Origin of the sequence: Pseudomonas sp. GM102, assembly GCF_000282555.1 — a bacterium.
Taxonomy (GTDB): Bacteria; Pseudomonadota; Gammaproteobacteria; order Pseudomonadales; family Pseudomonadaceae; genus Aquipseudomonas.
Genome location: NZ_AKJB01000057.1, coordinates 129,997 through 149,673, shown reverse-complemented (window position 1 = coordinate 149,673; position 19,677 = coordinate 129,997). Strand labels below are relative to the sequence as shown.

The following is a 19,677-nucleotide window of genomic DNA, read 5'->3' as shown; positions in this document are numbered from 1 at the left end:
GAAGTGTTCGGTGGATGAAGCCGCCTCCCCGGCGTCAATCAAACCAACAATGAGGTTTTTATGAATGCCCCTTTCGATCAGCTGTTCACGTGGCTGAAAGATCACAAGATTACCGAGGTCGAGTGTGTGGTCAGCGACTTGACCGGCATTGCTCGCGGCAAGATTGCACCCACCAACAAGTTCCTGCATGAGCGAGGCATGCGCCTGCCGGAAAGTGTGCTGTTGCAAACGGTAACCGGGGATTTTGTCGACGACGACATCTACTACGACCTGCTCGACCCGGCCGACATCGACATGGTCTGCAAGCCCGTTGCCGACGCGGTTTACGTCATTCCATGGGCTATCGAACCCACCGCCATCGTGATCCATGACACGTTCGACAAGTTCGGCAATCCCATCGAACTGTCGCCGCGCAACGTGCTGAAGAAAGTGCTGCAGCTCTACACCGACAAAGGCTGGAAGCCGATTGTCGCGCCAGAAATGGAGTTTTACCTGACCCAGCGCTGCGAAGACCCGGACTTGCCGCTCAAGGCGCCACTGGGACGCTCCGGCCGAGCGGAAAGCGGTCGTCAGTCGTTTTCCATCGACGCCGCCAACGAGTTCGATCCACTGTTTGAAGACGTTTATGACTGGTGTGAACTCCAGGGCCTGGACCTCGACACGCTGATCCACGAAGACGGCCCGGCGCAGATGGAAATCAATTTCCGTCACGGCGACGCACTGGATCTGGCGGACCAGATTACCGTGTTCAAACGCACCCTGCGCGAAGCGGCACTCAAGCACAACGTCACCGCGACCTTCATGGCCAAACCGATCGGCGACGAGCCCGGCAGCGCCATGCACCTGCACCAGAGCGTGGTGGACATTGCCACCGGCCAGCCGATTTTCGCCGATGCCGACGGGCAGATGAGCGAGCTGTTCCTGCACCATATCGGCGGCTTGCAAAAATACATTCCCAAAGTGCTGCCGATGTTTGCGCCCAACGTCAATTCGTTCCGCCGCTTCCTGCCCGACACCTCGGCGCCGGTCAATGTTGAATGGGGCGAAGAAAACCGCACCGTCGGCCTGCGCGTACCGACCTCCAGCCCCGACGCCATGCGCGTGGAAAACCGCTTGCCGGGCGCCGATGCCAACCCTTACCTGGCGATTGCCGCGAGCCTTTTGTGCGGTTATCTGGGCATGGTCGAAAAGGTCGAGCCGAGTGCTGCCGTGCAGGGCCGTGCCTACGAGCGACGCAATCTGCGCCTGCCGATCACCATCGAGGACGCACTGACACGCATGGAAGAGTGCGAAACCATCGAGCGCTATCTGGGCAGCAAATTCGTCCGGGGTTACGTCGCGGTCAAGCGTGCCGAACACGAAAACTTCAAGCGCGTGATCAGCTCCTGGGAGCGCGAGTTCCTGCTGCTCAGCGTCTGATCCTGATCGTTCCCATGCTCCGCGTGGGAACGCAGCCCGGGACGCTCTGCGTCCCAGAAGCGGACGCGGAGCGTCCGTCGAGGCATTCCCACGCAGAGCGTGGGAACGATCAAGAAACGCCTGAACAAATCCAATAACTCTAAGAGGTGTCGATATGCGTCTATTGAAATCCGTGGTTCCGGCCTCGCTGGCCTTGCTCTTCAGCGTAACTGCACACGCTCAATCAAGTGTGAGCGTCTACAACTGGACCGATTACATCGGCGAGACCACCCTCGCCGACTTCCAGGCGAAAACCGGGACCAAAGTGATCTACGACGTATTCGATTCCAACGAAACCCTTGAGGGCAAACTGCTCGCCGGCCGCACAGGTTATGACGTGGTAGTGCCCTCCAACCATTTCCTCGCGCGCCAGGTGAAGGCCGGCGCGTTCCTCAAACTGGATCGCTCACAGTTGCCCAACTGGAAGAACCTCGACCCGAAGCTATTGGCCTTGCTGGAAAAAAACGATCCGGGCAATGAGCATTCGGTGCCGTACCTGTGGGGCACCAACGGCATTGGCTACAACGTCGACAAGGTCAAGCAAGTGCTGGGCATCGATCGCATCGATTCCTGGGCGGTGTTTTTCGAGCCGCAGAACCTGAAGAAGCTCAGTCAGTGCGGCGTGTCGATGATGGATTCGGCCGATGAAGTGTTCCCGGCGGTCCTGAACTACATGGGCATGGACCCCCGCAGCGAAAACCCCGAGGACTTTAAAAAGGCCGAAGCCAAACTGATGACCATCCGGCCTTACATCACCTATTTCCATTCGTCCAAGTACGTGTCGGACCTGGCCAATGGCGACATTTGCGTTGCGTTCGGCTATTCGGGCGATGTGTTCCAGGCGGCGAACCGTGCCAAGGAAGCGAAGAATGGCGTGAACATCGCCTACTCGATCCCCAAGGAAGGCAGCAACCTGTGGTTCGACCTGCTAGCGATTCCCGCCGACGCCAGCAACCCGAAAGAAGCCCACTCGTTCATCAACAACCTGCTGGATCCGCAGGTAATCGCCAAGGTCAGCGCCTCGGTCGGTTACGCCAATCCAAACCCGGCGGCCAAGCAATACATGGACCCGGAGCTGGTCAATAATCCAGAGGTCTATCCTCCTCAGGAAGTCCTCGACAAGCTCTACATCTCCACCACCCCGCCCCAGCCGATCATGCGTCTGATGACCCGTTCCTGGAGCAAAGTGAAGTCCAACCAATGAATCAGTACGACAACGAACACGCTCATTCCTATTACGCCGCGTCGGCCAACAGCTTGGCGCCCTACCCCGTGCTGGCTTCCGATCTCACGGCCGATGTCTGCGTGGTGGGCGGCGGTTTTACCGGCGTCAACACCGCGATCGAGCTGGCGCAGCGTGGGCTCTCGGTGATTCTGCTGGAAGGCCGGCGAATCGGCTGGGGCGCCAGCGGGCGTAACGGCGGGCAGCTGATCCGCGGCATCGGCCATGACGTCAGCGGTTTCGCCCGATATGTCGGTCAGGACGGCGTGCGCTATTTGGAGCGTGCAGGCATCGAATCGGTGGAACTGGTGGGCAACCGCATCCGCGAGCATGGGATCGATTGCGACCTGCGCTGGGGCTTCTGCGAGTTGGCCAACACCCCGGCGCAGTTCGAGGCGTTCAAGGCTGAACTGCAAAGCCTCGCCGAACTGGGTTACCGCCATGAAACCCGACTTGTCGGCCCCGAGCAGATCCGCCAACAAGTGGTGGGCTCCGATGTTTATGCCGGAGGCCTGATCGACATGGGCTCCGGTCATCTGCATCCGCTGAATCTGGTGCTTGGCGAAGCGCGCGTTGCCGAATCCCTCGGGGTGCGAATATTCGAACAAAGCCCGGTGCTGGAGTTGATCCATGGCAGCACCGTTCAGGTTCGTTGCGCGGGCGGCACGGTGCGCGCCGGTAGTCTGGTGCTGGCCTGCAACGCGCACCTGGAAGAACTCGAACCACACCTGAGCGGCAAGGTTTTACCGGCAGGCAGTTACATCATCGCCACCGAGCCTTTGGCACCTGAGGTTGCCGCGCAATTGATCCCGCAGAACCTGGCGCTGTGCGACCAGAAAGTCGGCCTCGATTACTATCGGCTCTCGGCGGATCGACGCTTGTTGTTCGGCGGTGCCTGTCATTATTCCGGGCGCGATCCGGAGGATATCGGCGCTTATATGCGGCCAAAAATGCTCAAGGTCTTCCCGCAATTGGCGGATGTGCGCATCGACTATCAATGGGGCGGCATGATCGGCATCACCGCCAACCGCTTTCCCCAGGCCGGACGCTTGAGCCAGTACCCGAACGTGTTCTACGCCCAGGGTTACTCCGGTCATGGCCTGAACGTGACCCATTGGTGCGCACGGTTGCTGGCCGAAGCGATTCATGCCGGGCACAGCCAGGGGCTGGACGTTTTCAGCGCCGTGCCACACATGACCTTTCCTGGTGGAAAAGTCCTGCGTTCGCCACTGCTGGCCCTCGGCATGTTCTGGTATCGCCTGCGCGAATTGCTTGGCTGAAGTTCGGGACAAGAACCTTACACAAACCTGTGGCGAGGGGGCTTGCCCCCGTTCGGCTGCGCAGCAGTCGTCAATATTCTATATGCGGTATGCCTGACGGAATGCGTGGCAAATTCTGGGGCCGCTTCGCGACCCAACGGGGGCAAGCCCCCTCGCCACAAATGCCCATCTGATCTTGATGGGGCCAGGGCATCCTTGATCAGTCTTTTATTTGCTCAATCGCAAGTCACTTCTATATTGAGGGAGTGCTCTGACTTTCCTGCCTCCTGGCGAGTGCGGCCTATGGCTACGACTGACCAACTGATCATTTGCGAGCACTGCGACTGCGTGTATGAAAAAGTCACGCTCGCCAAACATCAAAAAGCCCTGTGCACCTGCTGCGGCGGCGTGCTCCAGCGTTATAACGCGCTGTCTGTGGAGCAGCGTCTGGCCTTGGCCTTCACGGCAACGGTGTTGTGGATTTTCGCCAATTTCTATCCCGTCATGAGCATCAGCCTGAAGGGTCTGAAAAACAGTGCGACGCTGTGGGATTCGGTATTGGCGTTGAGCCAGGGGCCGATCACCTTTATTGCGCTGGTGGCAGCGATATCCATCATCATCGCGCCGCTGTTCCAACTGGTATTGCTGATCTGGGTCCTGAGCTTCGCCCTCGGGCATCGGCGCTCGCCCGGCTTCAAGCTGTGCATGCGCTGGCTGGAAACCCTCAGGCCCTGGAGCATGCTCGAGGTCTGTCTGCTGGGCGCAATGGTCGCAGTGTTCAAGCTCGCCGGGTTGCTGGACGTCATACCCGGCATCGGCCTGTTTGCCCTGGCCGTTCTCAGCCTGCTGTTGATTCGCATCGCCGGGCGCGATGTCCGTGAACTGTGGGACATCCTATGAACCGGCCACCGTTCGCCAGTGAACTCAACCTGTGCCTGTGCCATAGCTGCGGCCTGGCCTGCGACATAACGGATAATCCTCACGAATGCCCCCGCTGCGGCGCGCCACTGCATGCCCGTAAAACCAACTCATTGACCCGCACATGGGCCTACTTGCTGACCTCGCTGGTGTTTTATATCCCGGCCAATCTGCTGCCGGTGATGAACACCAGTCTGTTCGGCAGCGGCTCCGACAGCACCATCATGAGCGGGGTGCTGGAGTTCTGGGCACACGGTGCGTGGGACATTGCCCTGATTATTTTCATCGCCAGCATCGCGGTGCCAGGCATCAAGTTCGTTGCCCTCTCCCTGCTGCTGATCACCGTGCAACGCGGCAGCCTTTGGGCGCGCAAGGAGCGTTCCAAGCTTTACCGTTTCGTCGAGCTGATCGGCTACTGGTCGATGCTCGATGTGATTGTTGTCGCGCTGGTCGCCGCACTGGTGAAATTCCAGGCCCTGGGCGATATCCAACCGCGTCTGGGCATTCTGTTTTTTGGTCTGGTGGTGGTATTCACCATGCTGTCTGCCATGAGTTTCGACCCGCGGCTGATCTGGGATAACGAGCGGGATAACGAGCGGGATAACGAGCGGGATAACAAGCGGGATAACAAGCGAAACAACCCACCAAACGAGGAGGTCATGGATGAAGTCGCAAGCCACTGATGGGCCGCAAGACCCCGGCCAGGCCAGTATCAAGACCCGTCGCTTCAGCGTTTCGCTGGTGTGGATTGTGCCGATCGTTGCGGTGCTGGTGGGGATCTCCCTGGTGATACACAGCATGATGCAGGAAGGCCCGACCATCACCGTCACGTTCAAGACCGGTAGCGGTCTTACGGCCAACAAGACCGAGGTCAAATACCGCAGCGTGGTCATCGGCCATGTCTCGGAAGTGAAGCTGAGCAACGATCAGAAAAGCGTTAACGCCACGATCAAACTCGACAAACAGGCTGAAAACTTCACCCGCGAAGATTCGCAATTCTGGGTCGTGCGACCGCGCATTGGTGCCGGCGGCGTCTCGGGCATCGATACCCTGCTGTCAGGCGATTACATTGGTGCCGACATCGGCGTGGCCAATGTCCGTTCCAAACACTTCATTGGTCTGGAAAACCCACCGCCCATTACCTATGGCGAGCCGGGCAAGCGCTTCATGCTGCACACCCAGGACCTTGGCTCGCTGGACATCGGCTCCCCGGTCTATTACCGCAAGATTCCAGTCGGGCAAGTGGTGGCGTATGCGCTGAATGCCGACGGCAAAGGGGTGAACATCGAAATTTTCGTGCATTCGCCCCATGACGTCTTCGTCACGCAGAACACCCGGTTCTGGAATGCCAGTGGTATCGATGTGAGCGTGGGTGCCAATGGTTTTGCGGTGAGTACCGAATCCCTGTCTTCGTTGTTGGTGGGTGGCATCGCGTTTCGCGCGCCGGAATACAGCCCCAATGATCAGCCTGCCAGCGAGAATAAAGCCTTCGACCTGTTCGAAGACCAGCAAACCGCCCTCGCGCCCCCCTTTGGCAAGGGGCAGTTCCTGAGTTTGCGCTTCGATCAGGCCTTGCGCGGGCTGAAGATCGACGCGCCGGTGGAGTTCCTTGGCATCGAATTTGGCAGAGTCGTCTCGGTCAATCTGGATTTCGACGCGAAAAAGCGCAGCTTCCCGGTCAATGTCGGCATCGTGATCTACCCGCAACGCCTCGGTCAGGCGCATACCAAAATGCTCGAGGCCTTGAAGCATGACCCGAATGACGAAGCCGCTGGCGTGCGGCTGATGGGCAGCTTCATCGAAAACGGCCTGCGAGCCCAGGCCCGTAGCGGCAACCTGTTGACCGGCCAGCTCTACATCGCGCTCGACTTCTATCCCGATGCAGAGAAAGTCGTGTTCGATCCAACCGCCCGCCCCGTCACCATCCCCACCATTCCTGGCAGCCTCGAGCAGTTGCAGGAAAAACTGGAAAACATGGTCAACAAGATCAACCAGCTACCGATCGATCGCATTGCCGGCAATCTCGACAGCAACCTCGTCGAACTGCGCAAGGGCCTCGTACAGTTCAACGCCAGGACCCTGCCCGGCGTGCAGACCACCTTGGGGGACGTCAGCAAAGCCTTGCAATCGGCCAGTTCGACCTTGGCCGAGGATTCGCCGCAACGGGAGCAGTTGACCCAGACCCTGGACGAACTCGGGCGCATGTCACGCTCCTTGCGTGAACTCTCGGATTACCTGGGCCGGCATCCGGAATCGCTGATTCGCGGTCGTCCCGACAACGCCGCACCGATGGATATGAAGGCGCCACCGCGCAACTGACCACAGGAGCAATACCCATGGCTTTCCCGCTGAAGATCTCGCTGGTCACTGCACTGTTACTGCTCACCGCTTGCCGCAGCGATCCGATTCAGTTCCATACCCTGACCCCGACCCAACTGAGTGGCGCAAGCGGCGGCGCGGAGATTCAGATCGAAGGCATCACGGTGCCGCCCCAGGTCGATCGCCCGCAGATTGTCATTCGCCAGGGCAATAGTGGCCTGGCGATCCTCGAAACCGAATGGTGGGCGGCGAGCCTGGTGGACGAGTTGCGCAGCGCCTTGGTCGATCAACTGGTCACCAGCAATCTGCAACGCAGAGTGTCGTTGCGACTGGACGTGCAGCGCTTTGATTCGATCCCCGGTCAATACGCACTGATCGACGTCAAATGGCGCCTGCGTAGTCTAAGCCCCGGCGATGCTGCGCTGATCACCTGTCGCAGCACGTTGCAGACCCCCGCCGGCCCGAGCATTGATGAGCTGGTGCTCGCCCATCAGAACAATGTGAAACGGTTAGCTGCGCTGATCAGTCAGGCGATCGGCTCGCAAAAAGGCTGCCCTTCGGCGTAATGCCGGTAGTCAAGAAATTTGAGCGACGAAAATCCTGTGGGAGCGTGGCTTGCCCGCGAAGAACGATGACGCGTAGTACCTGAAAAACCGCGGTGCATTCTTCGCGGGCAAGCCACGCTCCCACAGGTGCTGCGTCTTGACTTACCGGCATTACAAATCGAAGCGATCAACCGCCCGACGGCGTTCGTTGTCGTCGCGCACATCGTAATTGGCGGTGGTCTGGATGTTGCTGTGGTGGGCCAGTTTCTGCGCGATCGACAGGTCGTGCTCTTCAATCACTCGGGTGATGAACGACCGCCGGAAATCGTGCGGCATGATTTTCACCCCGACTTGTGCACCGCGTTGCCGGGCAATGTAATAGATCGCATGTTTGGTGATGCGCTCGCGGGTAATGTGGCTGCCACGACGGATGCGGTTGAACAGGAACGGATCGTCCGTCTCGCCCTCCTTTAACTGCGAACGCCGCAACTGCAGCCACGCATCCAGTTTGGCGAAGGCCCAGGCTGGCGCGTACTTGATCAGCTGTTTGTTGCCCTTGGCGGTGACGCACAGGCTGCGTTCGGTGAAATCCACCTGGGCCAGGTCCAGATTCACCGATTCCGATTTGCGCATCCCCGAACCGTACAGAATCCCGATGATTGCCGCATCCCGCAGCCCTTGTGGCCGTGGATCGGCGGCGCAAACCTCCATCAAGTCGCGAATCAAGGTGCGCTTGAGGTTGCGCCCCTGGGACAGTCGTGTGCCGGCAATGCCTTTGACCGAACGCATTTTCAGCAAGTGCTCCTGACTGATCAGGCTCATGCGCCACGCTTCGTTCATCACCCCGCGCACCGCGTTAACGTACAGCGACGAGGTGTTGGGTGCGTAGCCGTCTTCGCGCAAGGTCGCCACCAGTGCAACGACATCCTCGGGTTGCAGTTGATGCCAGGGAATCTCGTCGATGTTTACGTCTTCGAAGTCCAGACGGTCGGCGGCGTCCTGCAATACATAACGCATGGTCAACTGGCTGGACGGTGCCAGGCGCGCCAGATACAGGGTTAACGGGTTGGCTTTTGAAGCGATGGATTCAGTAGCAGGTAAGTCAATCAATGAAACGGCCTTGAAATGAATAAAGTTCAACAAAACAACTAAGGAATGCAACACAAGTTCTTTAACGCGGACACTTCTGTAAGTCTTTTCCTATAAAAAGCACGATAAGCGGCAGAAGTCTGAACAGTGGCTGTATGAGCTTCAGATAAACGATTCGCCTACCGGTTTTTCATGTTCCTTTGACAAAATCGGGTCTAACCTTCCCTTCATTCGACGAGCCCGAGGGGCCGTCACGCTGCCGGTCATGGCCCGGAAAGTCAATTGATGGCTTCTTGGCTTACCGGCTAAGCCTTTGAAAATACGCTTCTTTCAGCGATTTCGCTGAAGGGCTTCGTTCGCCCGGAGATTACTATGAATCAGGCGTTTCTCCCCTTCTCGCGCCCCAGTATCGGCGATGAAGAAATTGCTGCCGTAGAGCAAGTACTGCGCTCTGGCTGGATTACCACCGGGCCGAAAAACCAGCAACTGGAAGAACACTTCGCCAACTATGTCGGTTGTCGCCATGCCGTCGCATTGTCTTCAGCCACCGGCGGCATGCACATCACATTACTGGCATTGGGAATCGGTCCCGGCGACGAAGTCATTACCCCGTCCCAGACTTGGGTATCGACCGCCAACATGATCTGCCTGCTCGGCGCGACGCCGGTTTTCGTCGACGTTGACCGCGACACGTTGATGAGCGAACTGGCGAGCATCGAAGCAGCAATCACACCGCGCACCAAGGCAATCATTCCGGTGCATTACGCCGGCGCGGCGTTCGACCTCGATCCGCTCTACGCGCTGGCCGACAAACATGGCATCGCCGTCATCGAAGACGCAGCGCATGCGGCGGGCACTTTCTACAGAGGTCGGCACGTCGGTGCCCAAGGCACGGCGATCTTCTCGTTCCACGCGATCAAGAACATGACCTGCGCCGAGGGCGCGATGTTTGTCAGTGACGATGAAGCCCTGGCGACTCGGGTGCGCATGCTCAAGTTTCATGGCCTGGGCGTCGATGCCTACGATCGCCTCACCCACGGCCGCAAGCCCCAGGCCCAGGTGATCGAACCCGGATTCAAGTACAACCTGGCCGACATCAACGCGGCCATCGCCCTGGTGCAACTGGAGCGTCTGGACGCGATCAACGCCAAGCGCACGGCGCTGGCCCAAACCTATTTGCGATGCCTGGAAGGCTTGCCAGTGCAACCACTGGCCATTCCGGCGTATGCGCAGCAGCACGCCTGGCACCTGTTCATTCTGCGTATCGACACCGAACGTTGCGGGCTGGACCGCGAGGCGTTCATGAAAGCCCTGCAAGAACAGAACATCGGTACCGGCATTCACTTCATCGCCACGCACCTGCACACGTACTACCGCCAGCGTTTCCCCAACATCTACCTGCCCAACACCGAATGGAATTCGGCGCGGCTGTGTTCGATCCCGTTGTTCCCCGACATGACCACCGATGATGTCGATCGTGTCGTCGGCGCCATTGAAAAAACACTGGACAGAAACCTGTGAAACCTTATCCGATCCGTTGCGTATCAATCGTCATTCCGATCTACAACGAGCAAGACAGCCTGCCCGAGTTGCTCCGGCGCACCGAAGCGGCGTGCCAGCAACTGCACCAGGATTACGAAATCGTGTTGGTCGATGACGGCAGTCGCGACAACTCGGCGCAAATCCTCGAGGACGCTGCCAATCGCGAGTGCAGCCCGGTGGTGGCGGTCATTCTCAACCGTAACTACGGCCAGCACGCGGCGATCATGGCCGGTTTCGAACAGTGCAAGGGTGATGTGGTCATCACCCTCGACGCCGACCTGCAAAACCCGCCGGAAGAAATCCCGCGGCTGGTGGCTCAGGCAGAACTGGGCTACGACGTGGTTGCCACGGTGCGCAGTAACCGTCAGGACTCGGCCTTGCGCCGCTGGCCGTCGAAGCTGATCAACCTCGCCGTGCAACGCTCCACCGGCGTTGCCATGAGTGACTACGGCTGCATGCTGCGCGCCTATCGCCGGACCATCGTCGACGCCATGCTCGCTTGCCGTGAACGCAGCACCTTCATCCCGATCCTGGCCAACAGCTTCGCCCGCCACACCACGGAAATTCTGGTGACCCACGCCGAGCGCGAACACGGCGAATCCAAATACAGCCCGATGCGCTTGATCAGCCTGATGTTCGACCTGATCACCTGCATGACCACCACACCGTTGCGATTACTGAGCATCGTCGGCTTCGGCATGGCCGGCATCGGCCTGCTGTTCGCCGTCATGCTGATTGTCCTGCGCCTGGTCTTCGGCGCGGAGTGGGCCGGCGACGGTCTGTTTGTGCTGTTCGCCGTGCTGTTCGTTTTTACCGGCGGGCAATTCATCGGCATGGGCCTGTTGGGTGAGTACCTGGGCCGCATGTACAGCGACGTCCGGGCGCGTCCACGGTTCTTCATCGAAAAGGTTCTGCGTAGCACCCCTTCTGTCTCTGCTCCCGTTGTCATCGTCGACGGCCTCACTTCCACTTCTTCAGATCAGGTTCTCTCATGAGCGCAAAAGCTGTTGTCTTCGCTTATCACGATATTGGCTGTGCCGGCATCGAAACCCTGCTCAACTCGGGTTACGAGATTGCCGCCGTGTTCACCCATCCCGACGATCCGAATGAAAACGCGTTCTATGCCTCGGTTGCGCAGTTGTGCGCGCGCAAAGGCATCCCGGTGCACGCCCCGGAAGACGCCAACCACCCGCTGTGGATCGAGCGCATCAGCAAACTCAACCCCGATTACCTGTTCTCGTTCTACTACCGCAATCTGTTGAGCGAACCGCTGTTGGCCACGGCCAGTAAAGGTGCGTTCAACCTGCATGGCTCATTGCTGCCTCGCTACCGTGGCCGGGCACCGGCCAACTGGGTGCTGGTCAACGGTGAAACGGAAACCGGCGTGACCCTGCACCGCATGGTCAAACGTGCCGACGCCGGCGCGATCATCGCCCAGCAACGGGTGGCGATTGCGCGCACCGACACCGCGCTGACCTTGCACGGTAAATTGCGCCTGGCGGCCACCGATCTGCTGCGCGACACACTGCCCGCGCTGCTTGAGGGCAAAGTCAGCGAAACCCCACAGGACGAATCCAACGCCACGGTGTTCGGCCGTCGCACCCCGGCGGACGGTAAACTGCTCTGGAACAAACCGGCTCAAGAGCTGTTCAATCTGGTCCGCGCCGTGACCCAGCCTTACCCGGGCGCCTTCTGCGCCGTGGGCGAGCACAAGCTGATTGTCTGGAGCGCGGACGTCGTCAAGGGCAATGAAGGCCAGGCACCGGGCCGGGTCATCAGTGTCGATCCGCTGCGCATTGCTTGCGGCGAAGACTCGCTGGTGATCAACGCCGGCCAGCGTAACGACAACGGCCTGTACCTGAGCGGCCCGCAACTGGCCAACGAACTGGGGCTGGTCGATGGCTCGGTGCTGCGTGGCGCCGAATCGGGCGGTGCACCGCGTCGCACCCGGGTGCTGATCCTCGGCGTCAACGGTTTCATCGGCAATCACCTGTCCGAACGCTTGCTGCGTGACGACCGCTATGAAGTGTACGGCCTGGACATCGGCTCGGACGCCATCGAGCGGCTGCGCAGCCATCCGAACTTCCACTTCGTCGAAGGCGACATCAGCATCCATTCGGAGTGGATCGAGTACCACATCAAGAAGTGCGACGTGGTTCTGCCGCTGGTGGCGATTGCCACGCCGATCGAATACACGCGCAATCCGCTGCGGGTGTTCGAACTGGATTTCGAAGAGAACCTGAAACTGGTTCGCTACTGCGTCAAGTACAACAAGCGCGTGATCTTCCCGTCGACCTCCGAAGTCTATGGCATGTGCCAGGATGGCAACTTCGACGAAGACAGCTCCAACCTCGTGGTCGGTCCGATCAACAAGCAACGCTGGATCTACTCGACCTCCAAGCAGTTGCTCGACCGGGTGATCTGGGCTTACGGCCAGAAAGGCCTGAATTTCACCCTGTTCCGCCCTTTCAACTGGATGGGCCCGCGCCTGGACCGTCTGGATTCGGCACGCATCGGCAGTTCCCGTGCCATCACCCAACTGATCCTGAACCTGGTGGAAGGCACACCGATTCGCCTGTTCGATGGCGGTGAGCAAAAACGTTGCTTCACCGACATCGCCGATGGCGTCGAAGCCTTGGCGCGGATCATCGACAACGAGAACGATGCCTGCAACGGCCAGATCATCAACATCGGCAACCCGGATAACGAGGCCAGCATTCGTCAGTTGGGCGAAGAGCTGCTGCGTCAGTTCGAGGCTCACCCGCTGCGCAACAACTTCCCGCCGTTCGCCGGATTCCGCGACATCGAAAGCAAAGCCTTTTACGGCACTGGCTATCAGGACGTGTCTCATCGCAAACCGAGCATCGCCAATGCCAAACGTCTGCTTGACTGGATACCAACGGTCGAGATGAGCGAGACCATCGGCAACACGCTGGACTTCTTCTTGCGTGAAGCCATGCTCGAAGTCGCGGAGCGAGAATCTACAGAAGAATCATGCTGATGCAGGCAGGCCTACGAATCGATGTCGACACTTACCGAGGCACCCGTGAGGGGGTGCCGCATCTGCTGGACATGCTCGATGAGGCTCAGGTCAAGGCGACGTTTTTCTTCAGTGTCGGGCCGGACAACATGGGCCGCCACTTGTGGCGCCTGATCCGCCCGCAGTTTCTCTGGAAAATGCTCCGTTCCAACGCTGCCGGCCTGTATGGCTGGGACATTTTGCTGGCCGGCACCGCGTGGCCGGGCAAACCGATCGGCCGCGACCTCGGGCACCTGATGCGTCAGACCCTGGCGGCCGGGCATGAAGTCGGCCTGCACGCTTGGGATCACCACGGCTGGCAGGCCAATGCCGGGCGCTGGAGCCAGGCGCAACTGATCGAACAGATTCGCCGTGGCGTCGACAGCCTCAGTGACATCCTCGGGCAAAAAGTCGAGTGCTCGGCGTCTGCCGGCTGGCGGGCGGACGAGCGTGTGATCGAGGCCAAGCAGGGTTTCGGCTTTCGCTACAACAGCGATTGTCGGGGCCAGCGCCTGTTCCGGCCGACGTTGGCCGATGGCAGTCCGGGGACACCGCAGATTCCGGTGGACTTGCCGACCTTCGATGAGGTGGTCGGCCCGAACGTCGCGGCCAAAGACTTCAATGCCTTCATTCTTGAGCGGTTCGCCCCGCAAGCACTCAACGTCTACACGATCCATGCCGAAGTAGAAGGGATTCTAATGGCCAACGATTTCCGTCAACTGCTGGCCGATGCGCGCCGGCAGGACATTCATTTCCAACCCTTGGGCGATCTGCTGCCCGAGGCGCCCGCCACTTTACCCTTGGGTCATGTCGCGCGCGGCACCCTCGAGGGCCGAGAAGGCTGGCTGGGGGTACAAGGCGCATGAGCAAGCGCTGGGCACTGCCGTTTTTGCTGGTCGTCTTGGCGCTGGCGTACTTGCTGCCGCTGGGCACCCATGGTTTATGGATTCCCGACGAAACCCGTTACGCCCAGATCAGCCAGGACATGCTCCTGAGCGGTAACTGGGTGTCGCCGCACTTCATGGGCCTGCGTTACTTCGAAAAGCCAGTGGCCGGCTATTGGATGATCGCCATCGGCCAGGCGCTGTTTGGCGACAACCTGTTTGGTGTGCGCATCGCCTCGGTGCTGAGCACCGGGCTGAGCGTGTTGCTGTGTTACCTGATCGCCCGACGGTTGTGGAACGAGCCGCGCAAGAGCTTCGCCTGCGCGCTGCTGTACATGAGTTTTACTATCGTCGCCGGGCAAGCCGGCTACGCCAATCTCGATCCGCAATTCACCTTCTGGGTCAATTTGAGCCTGGTGGCTTTGTGGTTTGCGCTGGACAGCGTCAGCCGTGGCCGGCGCCTGCTCGGTTGGGCGGTGCTGGGGCTGGCCTGCGGCATGGGCTTCATGACCAAGGGGTTCCTCGCCTGGCTGCTGCCGGTGCTGATCGCCCTGCCCTGGATGCTCTGGCAAAAACGCTGGCGGGAGCTGCTGACTTACGGCCCGGTGGCGATTGTCGTGGCCATCGCGGTGAGCCTGCCGTGGGCCTTGGCGGTGCACGCGCAGGAACCCGATTACTGGCGGTTCTTCTTCTGGCACGAACACATTCGCCGTTTCGCCGGGGATGACGCCCAGCATGACGCACCCTGGTGGTTCTATTTCCCGTTGCTGGTGGCGTTCAGTCTGCCGTGGGCAGCGTTGCTGCCGTCGGCGCTGAAACAGGCGTGGCAGACCCGGCATCAGGCAGGCATCGCTTTCCTGTTGCTGTGGCTGTTGATGCCATTGGCGTTTTTCAGCCTGAGCAACGGCAAATTGCCGACCTACATCTTGCCCTGCCTGCTGCCCCTGGCGCTGTTGCTGGGCCATGCACTGGCCGACCGTCTGAAGCTGGAACGGGGCCGGGTACTGGGGATCAATGGCCTGCTGAACCTGACGCTGGGCCTGATCACCCTGATTGCGCTGATCTATCTGCAACTTAAAAAACCGCTGTACGACCATGAACTGCACAACCTGGTACTGGTGTTCATCGGGTTGATCGGCTGGATCATGGCCAACCTGCTGCAAGCGTTCCGCCCGTTGCAATGCTGGGCGGCACCGGCCTTCGGCAGTTTGCTGCTGATCGGTGTGCTGCCGGCCGGGATGCCCGACTCGGTGGTGGCGAACAAGATGCCTGACCAGTTCATCCTTGAGCACGCCGAAGAACTAGCGCAGACCGGCAAGCTGTTGAGCAACGATCTGGGCGCCGCTTCAGCCCTGGCTTGGCGTCTGAAACGCCCCGACGTGGCGTTATACAACACGATAGGCGAATTGAAATATGGCCTCGCCTATCCTGATTCAGTGAGGCAGCGAGTCGACCCGGACAAGGTGCAACAGTGGATGCGCGCAGCCCGCCAGAGTGGTTCGGTCGGCGTGGTGATGCGGGTCAAGGGCGATGGCGAGCTGCAAGAAATCGAACGACTGCCCAAGGATGGCAAACGTTATGAACAAGGCAACCTGGTGATTCTGATCTTTCCTCAGGGGGCGTCATGAGCCTGCTGCTCGTATTGGCTGCCTGCCTGCTGACCTGCCTGGGCCAAATCGCCCAGAAGTACACCGTGGAAAGTTGGCGCGGCAAAACGTCGGGCTTGGGCGAGAAACTACGCTCGCCGTGGCTGTGGCTGGCGCTCGCCTCTCTGGGATTGGGCTTGCTGGTCTGGCTGCTGGTGTTGCAGCGCCTCGAAGTCGGCGTTGCCTATCCCATGCTCAGCCTGAATTTCGTGTTGATCACACTGGTCGCCCGTTTCGTCTTTCATGAAACCATCGACCGTCGTCACTGGCTGGGCGTGGCGCTGGTGATCGCTGGCGTGGCGCTACTGGGGCAACACGCATGAGCCTGCGTCGCGGACTCGCCTTCGCCCTGAGCAGCGTGCTGCTGGGCAGCGCCGCGCAGTTGGGCATGCGCTGGAGCATGACCCGCTTGCCGCATCCCGAACAATGGCAGGCCTCCTTGAGCAACGGCAGCGTCGATGTGTCCGCTGTATTTGTCGTGCTGGCCGCCATCCTCGCCTACGCCGTGTCGATGATTACCTGGCTCGCCGCCCTGCGGGATCTGCCCCTGGGCCGGGCCTATTCGCTGCTGAGCATCAGCTACGCGCTGGTGTACGTGCTGGCCGCCAGCCTGCCGTTGTTCAACGAATCCTTCAGCCTTTCGAAAACCCTCGGGGTGGCGCTGGTCATCCTCGGTGTCATCACCATCAACTCTCGACCTGCTCACGCGCCCACTATCAGGAGTGCTTCATGAAAATCAGTGTATTTGGTAGCGGTTATGTTGGTCTGGTGCAGGCCGCCGTCCTGGCTGAAGTCGGCCACGACGTGGTGTGCATGGACATTGACGAGAAGAAGGTTGCGTTGCTGCAACAAGGCCACGTCAGCATCTTCGAACCGGGGCTGGCCAGCCTGGTGCGCGAAAACCTGGAAGCCAAACGGCTGCAGTTCACCACGGACGAACAATTCGCGGTGCAACATGGCCAGGTGCTGTTCATCGCCGTCGGCACGCCGTCCCGGGAGGATGGTTCGGCGGACCTGCGCTACGTGCTGTCGGTGGGTGAAGCGGTGGCGCGTCATCGCGAACAATCGGTGATTCTGGTGGAGAAATCCACGGTGCCAGTGGGCACGGGCGATACGCTGCGCGCGCATATTGAAAAGTGCCTGCTCAAGGTCGGTCGGCTGCTGCAGTTCGATATCGTCTCCAACCCCGAGTTTCTCAAGGAAGGTTCGGCCGTGGCCGATTGCCGGCGCCCGGACCGCATCGTCATCGGCTGTGAACGCGATGACGTGCGCGACGTGATGCGTGACCTCTACGCCCCGTTCAACCGCAACCATGACCGCATCATGTTCATGGACCTGCGCAGCGCCGAGCTGACCAAATACGCCGCCAACTGCATGCTGGCGACCAAGATCAGTTTCATCAACCAGATTGCCGAACTGGCCGAACACCTGGGCGCCGACATCGAATCGGTGCGGCTGGGCATCGGTGCCGATTCGCGCATCGGTTACCACTTCATCTATCCGGGCTGCGGTTACGGTGGCTCGTGTTTCCCCAAGGACATGCGTGCGCTGATTCACAGTGCCGAAGAGGCCCACTGCTCCAGCGACCTGCTGCAAGCGGTGGAAGCCATCAACCAGCGGCAGAAACACAAACTGTTCGAACGCATCAACGCCTTCTACAAGGGCGATTTGCGCGGCAAGACCTTCGCCGTGTGGGGCCTGGCCTTCAAGCCGAATACCGACGATATGCGCGATGCGCCGAGCCGGGTGCTGCTGGAATCGCTGTGGGCCGCCGGGGCTCGTGTGCGGGCGTTCGACCCGGAAGCCATGCAGGAAACCCAGCACCTTTACCCGGACGAATCTAAGCTGATGCTCATGGGCACACCAGAATCGGTTCTTACCGGGGCCGACGCCTTGATCATCTGCACCGAGTGGCAGCAGTTCAAAGCGCCGGACTTCAACCTGATCCAGCAGCGGCTTAACGCACCGGTGATCTTTGACGGGCGCAACCTGTACGACACCGAGCGCCTGGCCCGCAGCGGTTTCCTGTACTTCCCGATGGGCCGCGGTGAATCGCGCAACCTGCCGATTCCCCATCAGCAATGGCCAGCGGCCTCGGTCGTGGCGTGAACACGGTTTCGCCCGGCATTCGTCGGCAGTCCGTGGGGATTGGGCTGCTGGCGCTAATGCTGTTCATCGCCGGGGTTTATCAGCAAGCGGCGATCGGTTTTGACTCGCGGTTCGTGCTGTTCGCCCAGGAGATGCTGCGTCACGGGCCATCGGTTTTTCCGACTACTTATGGTCAGCCCTATGCCGATTACTCAGCGGTTTCGACGCTGTTCATCTGGTTGTTGTCCCTGCCGTTCGGGCAGGTCAACAGCCTCAGCGCCTGGTTGCCGAGCGCCATCGCTGCTGCTGTGATTGTCACGTTGATGTACCGGTTGCTCGCGCCGTACTCCAGACGCTGGGCGCTGCTGAGCATCGCCCTGATGTTGCTGACCAGTACCTTTGTCACTGAAACCCGTGCCGTGTCCCAGGACCTGATGCTGGCGGCCGTCGCGTTTTCGGTGTTCTACCTGGGGTACGCCACCGATCATTTCGCGATGCCTCGTCGGCTGCCATTACTTCTTGCCTTGTTGCTGCTGGGCTTCGGGGTTCGCGGGCCGATCGGGCTGGTGATTCCTACCGGTATGCTATGCAGTTATTACGTGCTCAATCGCCAATGGTCGCGGTTGTTCGGTTTCGGCTTGCTGGCGGCCGTGTTGCTGGCGGTATGTGTCGGCGTGCTGCTGTGGTTGGCCGAAACCATTGGCGGACCGGCCTTTATGCAAAACGTGGTGCGCATGCAGTTCCTGGGGCGCATGGACGGCAGCGAGGGGGTTAGCGGTTCGCTGTATTACTTCACCCGTTCGCTGGGTAACTATGCGCTCGCTTATCCGCTGGCGTTGCTGGTATTGGCCGCGGTCTGGCTGACGAATCCACGGCAGGCCGGTCCCGCATTGCGGCTGTTGCAGTACTGCACGGCGGCCGGGTTGATCGTGATGATTGGCCTGTCGATCCCCCAAGCGAAAAAGGCCCGTTACCTGCTGCCGATGCTGCCCATGGCGGCGATCATTGCGGCGTACCCGTTTCAGGTGGCGCAGGGTCGGGTGTTCGGTGGGTTGCGGACATTAATTCAAGGGCTGTGGTTGCTGATTCCGGGGCTGTTGATCATTGGATTGCTGATCGCGCAGCGGCGCCTGCCAACGCAACCGGCTGCCTTTGTGCCGGTACTGATCGTGCTTGTCGCGTTGCAGATCATCGCGCTGGTGGTGTGGTTCCGATCTCGTTGGCGGGCCGAAGTATTGGCCGGTTGCGCAGTCCTGGCGCTGTGGTCGGTTTATATCCTGGTGTTTGAACCGGTTGAGCGTCAGCTTTACGACACGCAAACCTTCAGCCGAGCCGCGTTTGCAGAGGTTCAGAAAGACCCGGCGCCGCTGGTGCTGCACGGTATGGGCAAGGATGCCAAGGCGATCAAGTTCATGGTCAATATCGAGCAGGATTTGCAACCGGTGTTCACCGAATCGATTCAGGAACTGGAAGCCCTCTCTGCGCCGGCTTGGTTGATGATGGATCGAAGCGACTATAAGGCCTTGCAAGGGACTTCGCTCGGGGCCCTGCAACCGGTGTTGAGCGGACGTTTCGATAAAAACGATTTCGTGTTGCTGCATTTGAAACCGTAGTTTGGGCCGGACCTGTTGGCGACTGTAGGAGCTGCCGAAGGCTGCGATCTTTTGGCGGTTTCGATGTTGCCGAAG

At 59.9% G+C, this 19,677-nt stretch carries 17 protein-coding genes; 16 read left to right on the top strand and 1 reads right to left on the bottom strand.

The features are described from left to right. Nucleotides 1-60: 60 nt before the first annotated feature. From PMI18_RS15925 to PMI18_RS15955, 7 genes are all read left to right on the top strand, one after another. Nucleotides 61-1,419 (top strand): glutamine synthetase family protein, encoded by a 1,359-nt coding sequence (locus PMI18_RS15925; RefSeq protein ID WP_007900282.1) that lies wholly within the window; start codon nucleotides 61-63, stop codon nucleotides 1,417-1,419. A 154-nt stretch (nucleotides 1,420-1,573) separates the two neighbouring features. Next, nucleotides 1,574-2,662, top strand: coding sequence for a polyamine ABC transporter substrate-binding protein (locus PMI18_RS15930; RefSeq protein ID WP_007900281.1), 1,089 nt, complete (start codon nucleotides 1,574-1,576; stop codon nucleotides 2,660-2,662). Then, nucleotides 2,659-3,960 (top strand): NAD(P)/FAD-dependent oxidoreductase, encoded by a 1,302-nt coding sequence (locus PMI18_RS15935; RefSeq protein WP_007900271.1) that lies wholly within the window; start codon nucleotides 2,659-2,661, stop codon nucleotides 3,958-3,960. The genes PMI18_RS15930 and PMI18_RS15935 overlap by 4 nt, the downstream gene beginning before the upstream one ends. Before the next feature lie 282 nt (nucleotides 3,961-4,242). Further along, nucleotides 4,243-4,839, top strand: a complete 597-nt coding sequence (locus PMI18_RS15940; protein ID WP_007900269.1) for a paraquat-inducible protein A — start codon at nucleotides 4,243-4,245, stop codon at nucleotides 4,837-4,839. Further along, nucleotides 4,836-5,540, top strand: coding sequence for a paraquat-inducible protein A (locus PMI18_RS15945; protein ID WP_007900268.1), 705 nt, complete (start codon nucleotides 4,836-4,838; stop codon nucleotides 5,538-5,540). Before PMI18_RS15940 ends, PMI18_RS15945 begins: the two co-directional genes overlap by 4 nt. After that, a complete protein-coding gene (locus PMI18_RS15950) occupies nucleotides 5,521-7,176 on the top strand; it encodes a PqiB family protein (protein WP_007900266.1) in 1,656 nt (551 codons plus the stop codon). Before PMI18_RS15945 ends, PMI18_RS15950 begins: the two co-directional genes overlap by 20 nt. A gap of 17 nt (nucleotides 7,177-7,193) precedes the next feature. Further along, nucleotides 7,194-7,742, top strand: a complete 549-nt coding sequence (locus tag PMI18_RS15955) for a PqiC family protein (RefSeq protein ID WP_007900241.1) — start codon at nucleotides 7,194-7,196, stop codon at nucleotides 7,740-7,742. A 150-nt stretch (nucleotides 7,743-7,892) separates the two neighbouring features. Here the strand turns inward: PMI18_RS15955 and PMI18_RS15960 are convergent, their stop codons facing one another. Further along, a complete protein-coding gene (locus PMI18_RS15960; RefSeq protein ID WP_007900238.1) occupies nucleotides 7,893-8,831 on the bottom strand; it encodes a site-specific integrase in 939 nt (312 codons plus the stop codon). A 351-nt stretch (nucleotides 8,832-9,182) separates the two neighbouring features. Here PMI18_RS15960 and arnB point away from each other — a divergent pair, with 351 nt between their 5' ends. The 9 genes from arnB to PMI18_RS16005 are packed head-to-tail and all read left to right on the top strand — an operon-like array spanning nucleotide 9,183 to nucleotide 19,602. Further along, nucleotides 9,183-10,331 carry a UDP-4-amino-4-deoxy-L-arabinose aminotransferase gene (arnB, locus tag PMI18_RS15965; protein ID WP_007900236.1) on the top strand — a complete coding sequence of 383 codons (1,149 nt, stop codon included), beginning with the start codon at nucleotides 9,183-9,185 and terminating at the stop codon, nucleotides 10,329-10,331. Further along, entirely contained in the window at nucleotides 10,328-11,347 is a 1,020-nt protein-coding gene (gene arnC / locus PMI18_RS15970; RefSeq protein ID WP_007900234.1) for an undecaprenyl-phosphate 4-deoxy-4-formamido-L-arabinose transferase, read from the top strand. The genes arnB and arnC overlap by 4 nt, the downstream gene beginning before the upstream one ends. Next, nucleotides 11,344-13,353 carry a bifunctional UDP-4-amino-4-deoxy-L-arabinose formyltransferase/UDP-glucuronic acid oxidase ArnA gene (gene arnA / locus PMI18_RS15975; protein ID WP_007900232.1) on the top strand — a complete coding sequence of 670 codons (2,010 nt, stop codon included), beginning with the start codon at nucleotides 11,344-11,346 and terminating at the stop codon, nucleotides 13,351-13,353. The genes arnC and arnA overlap by 4 nt, the downstream gene beginning before the upstream one ends. Next, nucleotides 13,353-14,237, top strand: coding sequence for a 4-deoxy-4-formamido-L-arabinose-phosphoundecaprenol deformylase (gene arnD / locus PMI18_RS15980; protein WP_007900229.1), 885 nt, complete (start codon nucleotides 13,353-13,355; stop codon nucleotides 14,235-14,237). The genes arnA and arnD overlap by 1 nt, the downstream gene beginning before the upstream one ends. Then, entirely contained in the window at nucleotides 14,234-15,883 is a 1,650-nt protein-coding gene (gene arnT, locus PMI18_RS15985) for a lipid IV(A) 4-amino-4-deoxy-L-arabinosyltransferase (protein ID WP_007900225.1), read from the top strand. The genes arnD and arnT overlap by 4 nt, the downstream gene beginning before the upstream one ends. Next, nucleotides 15,880-16,224 (top strand): 4-amino-4-deoxy-L-arabinose-phosphoundecaprenol flippase subunit ArnE, encoded by a 345-nt coding sequence (gene arnE / locus PMI18_RS15990; RefSeq protein ID WP_007900223.1) that lies wholly within the window; start codon nucleotides 15,880-15,882, stop codon nucleotides 16,222-16,224. The genes arnT and arnE overlap by 4 nt, the downstream gene beginning before the upstream one ends. Continuing rightward, on the top strand, nucleotides 16,221-16,634 hold the full coding sequence (arnF, locus tag PMI18_RS15995; protein WP_007900219.1) for a 4-amino-4-deoxy-L-arabinose-phosphoundecaprenol flippase subunit ArnF: 414 nt from the start codon (nucleotides 16,221-16,223) through the stop codon (nucleotides 16,632-16,634). The genes arnE and arnF overlap by 4 nt, the downstream gene beginning before the upstream one ends. After that, the gene (locus PMI18_RS16000) at nucleotides 16,631-18,010 is read left to right on the top strand and encodes a UDP-glucose dehydrogenase family protein (protein WP_007900217.1); all 1,380 of its coding nucleotides are present in this window, start codon (nucleotides 16,631-16,633) and stop codon (nucleotides 18,008-18,010) included. The genes arnF and PMI18_RS16000 overlap by 4 nt, the downstream gene beginning before the upstream one ends. Beyond that, entirely contained in the window at nucleotides 17,983-19,602 is a 1,620-nt protein-coding gene (locus PMI18_RS16005) for an ArnT family glycosyltransferase (RefSeq protein WP_007900214.1), read from the top strand. The genes PMI18_RS16000 and PMI18_RS16005 overlap by 28 nt, the downstream gene beginning before the upstream one ends. Nucleotides 19,603-19,677: the final 75 nt, after the last annotated feature.

Coding starts and splice junctions, on each gene's coding strand:
- PMI18_RS15950 (WP_007900266.1), top strand. CDS start 5,521: ATGAAGTCGCAAGCCACTGATGGGCCGCAAGACCCCGGCCAGGCCAGT.
- arnE (WP_007900223.1), top strand. CDS start 15,880: ATGAGCCTGCTGCTCGTATTGGCTGCCTGCCTGCTGACCTGCCTGGGC.
- PMI18_RS15940 (WP_007900269.1), top strand. CDS start 4,243: ATGGCTACGACTGACCAACTGATCATTTGCGAGCACTGCGACTGCGTG.
- PMI18_RS15945 (WP_007900268.1), top strand. CDS start 4,836: ATGAACCGGCCACCGTTCGCCAGTGAACTCAACCTGTGCCTGTGCCAT.
- PMI18_RS16000 (WP_007900217.1), top strand. CDS start 16,631: ATGAAAATCAGTGTATTTGGTAGCGGTTATGTTGGTCTGGTGCAGGCC.
- PMI18_RS15935 (WP_007900271.1), top strand. CDS start 2,659: ATGAATCAGTACGACAACGAACACGCTCATTCCTATTACGCCGCGTCG.
- PMI18_RS16005 (WP_007900214.1), top strand. CDS start 17,983: ATGGCCAGCGGCCTCGGTCGTGGCGTGAACACGGTTTCGCCCGGCATT.
- arnB (WP_007900236.1), top strand. CDS start 9,183: ATGAATCAGGCGTTTCTCCCCTTCTCGCGCCCCAGTATCGGCGATGAA.
- PMI18_RS15955 (WP_007900241.1), top strand. CDS start 7,194: ATGGCTTTCCCGCTGAAGATCTCGCTGGTCACTGCACTGTTACTGCTC.
- arnD (WP_007900229.1), top strand. CDS start 13,353: ATGCAGGCAGGCCTACGAATCGATGTCGACACTTACCGAGGCACCCGT.
- PMI18_RS15930 (WP_007900281.1), top strand. CDS start 1,574: ATGCGTCTATTGAAATCCGTGGTTCCGGCCTCGCTGGCCTTGCTCTTC.
- arnF (WP_007900219.1), top strand. CDS start 16,221: ATGAGCCTGCGTCGCGGACTCGCCTTCGCCCTGAGCAGCGTGCTGCTG.
- arnA (WP_007900232.1), top strand. CDS start 11,344: ATGAGCGCAAAAGCTGTTGTCTTCGCTTATCACGATATTGGCTGTGCC.
- PMI18_RS15925 (WP_007900282.1), top strand. CDS start 61: ATGAATGCCCCTTTCGATCAGCTGTTCACGTGGCTGAAAGATCACAAG.
- arnT (WP_007900225.1), top strand. CDS start 14,234: ATGAGCAAGCGCTGGGCACTGCCGTTTTTGCTGGTCGTCTTGGCGCTG.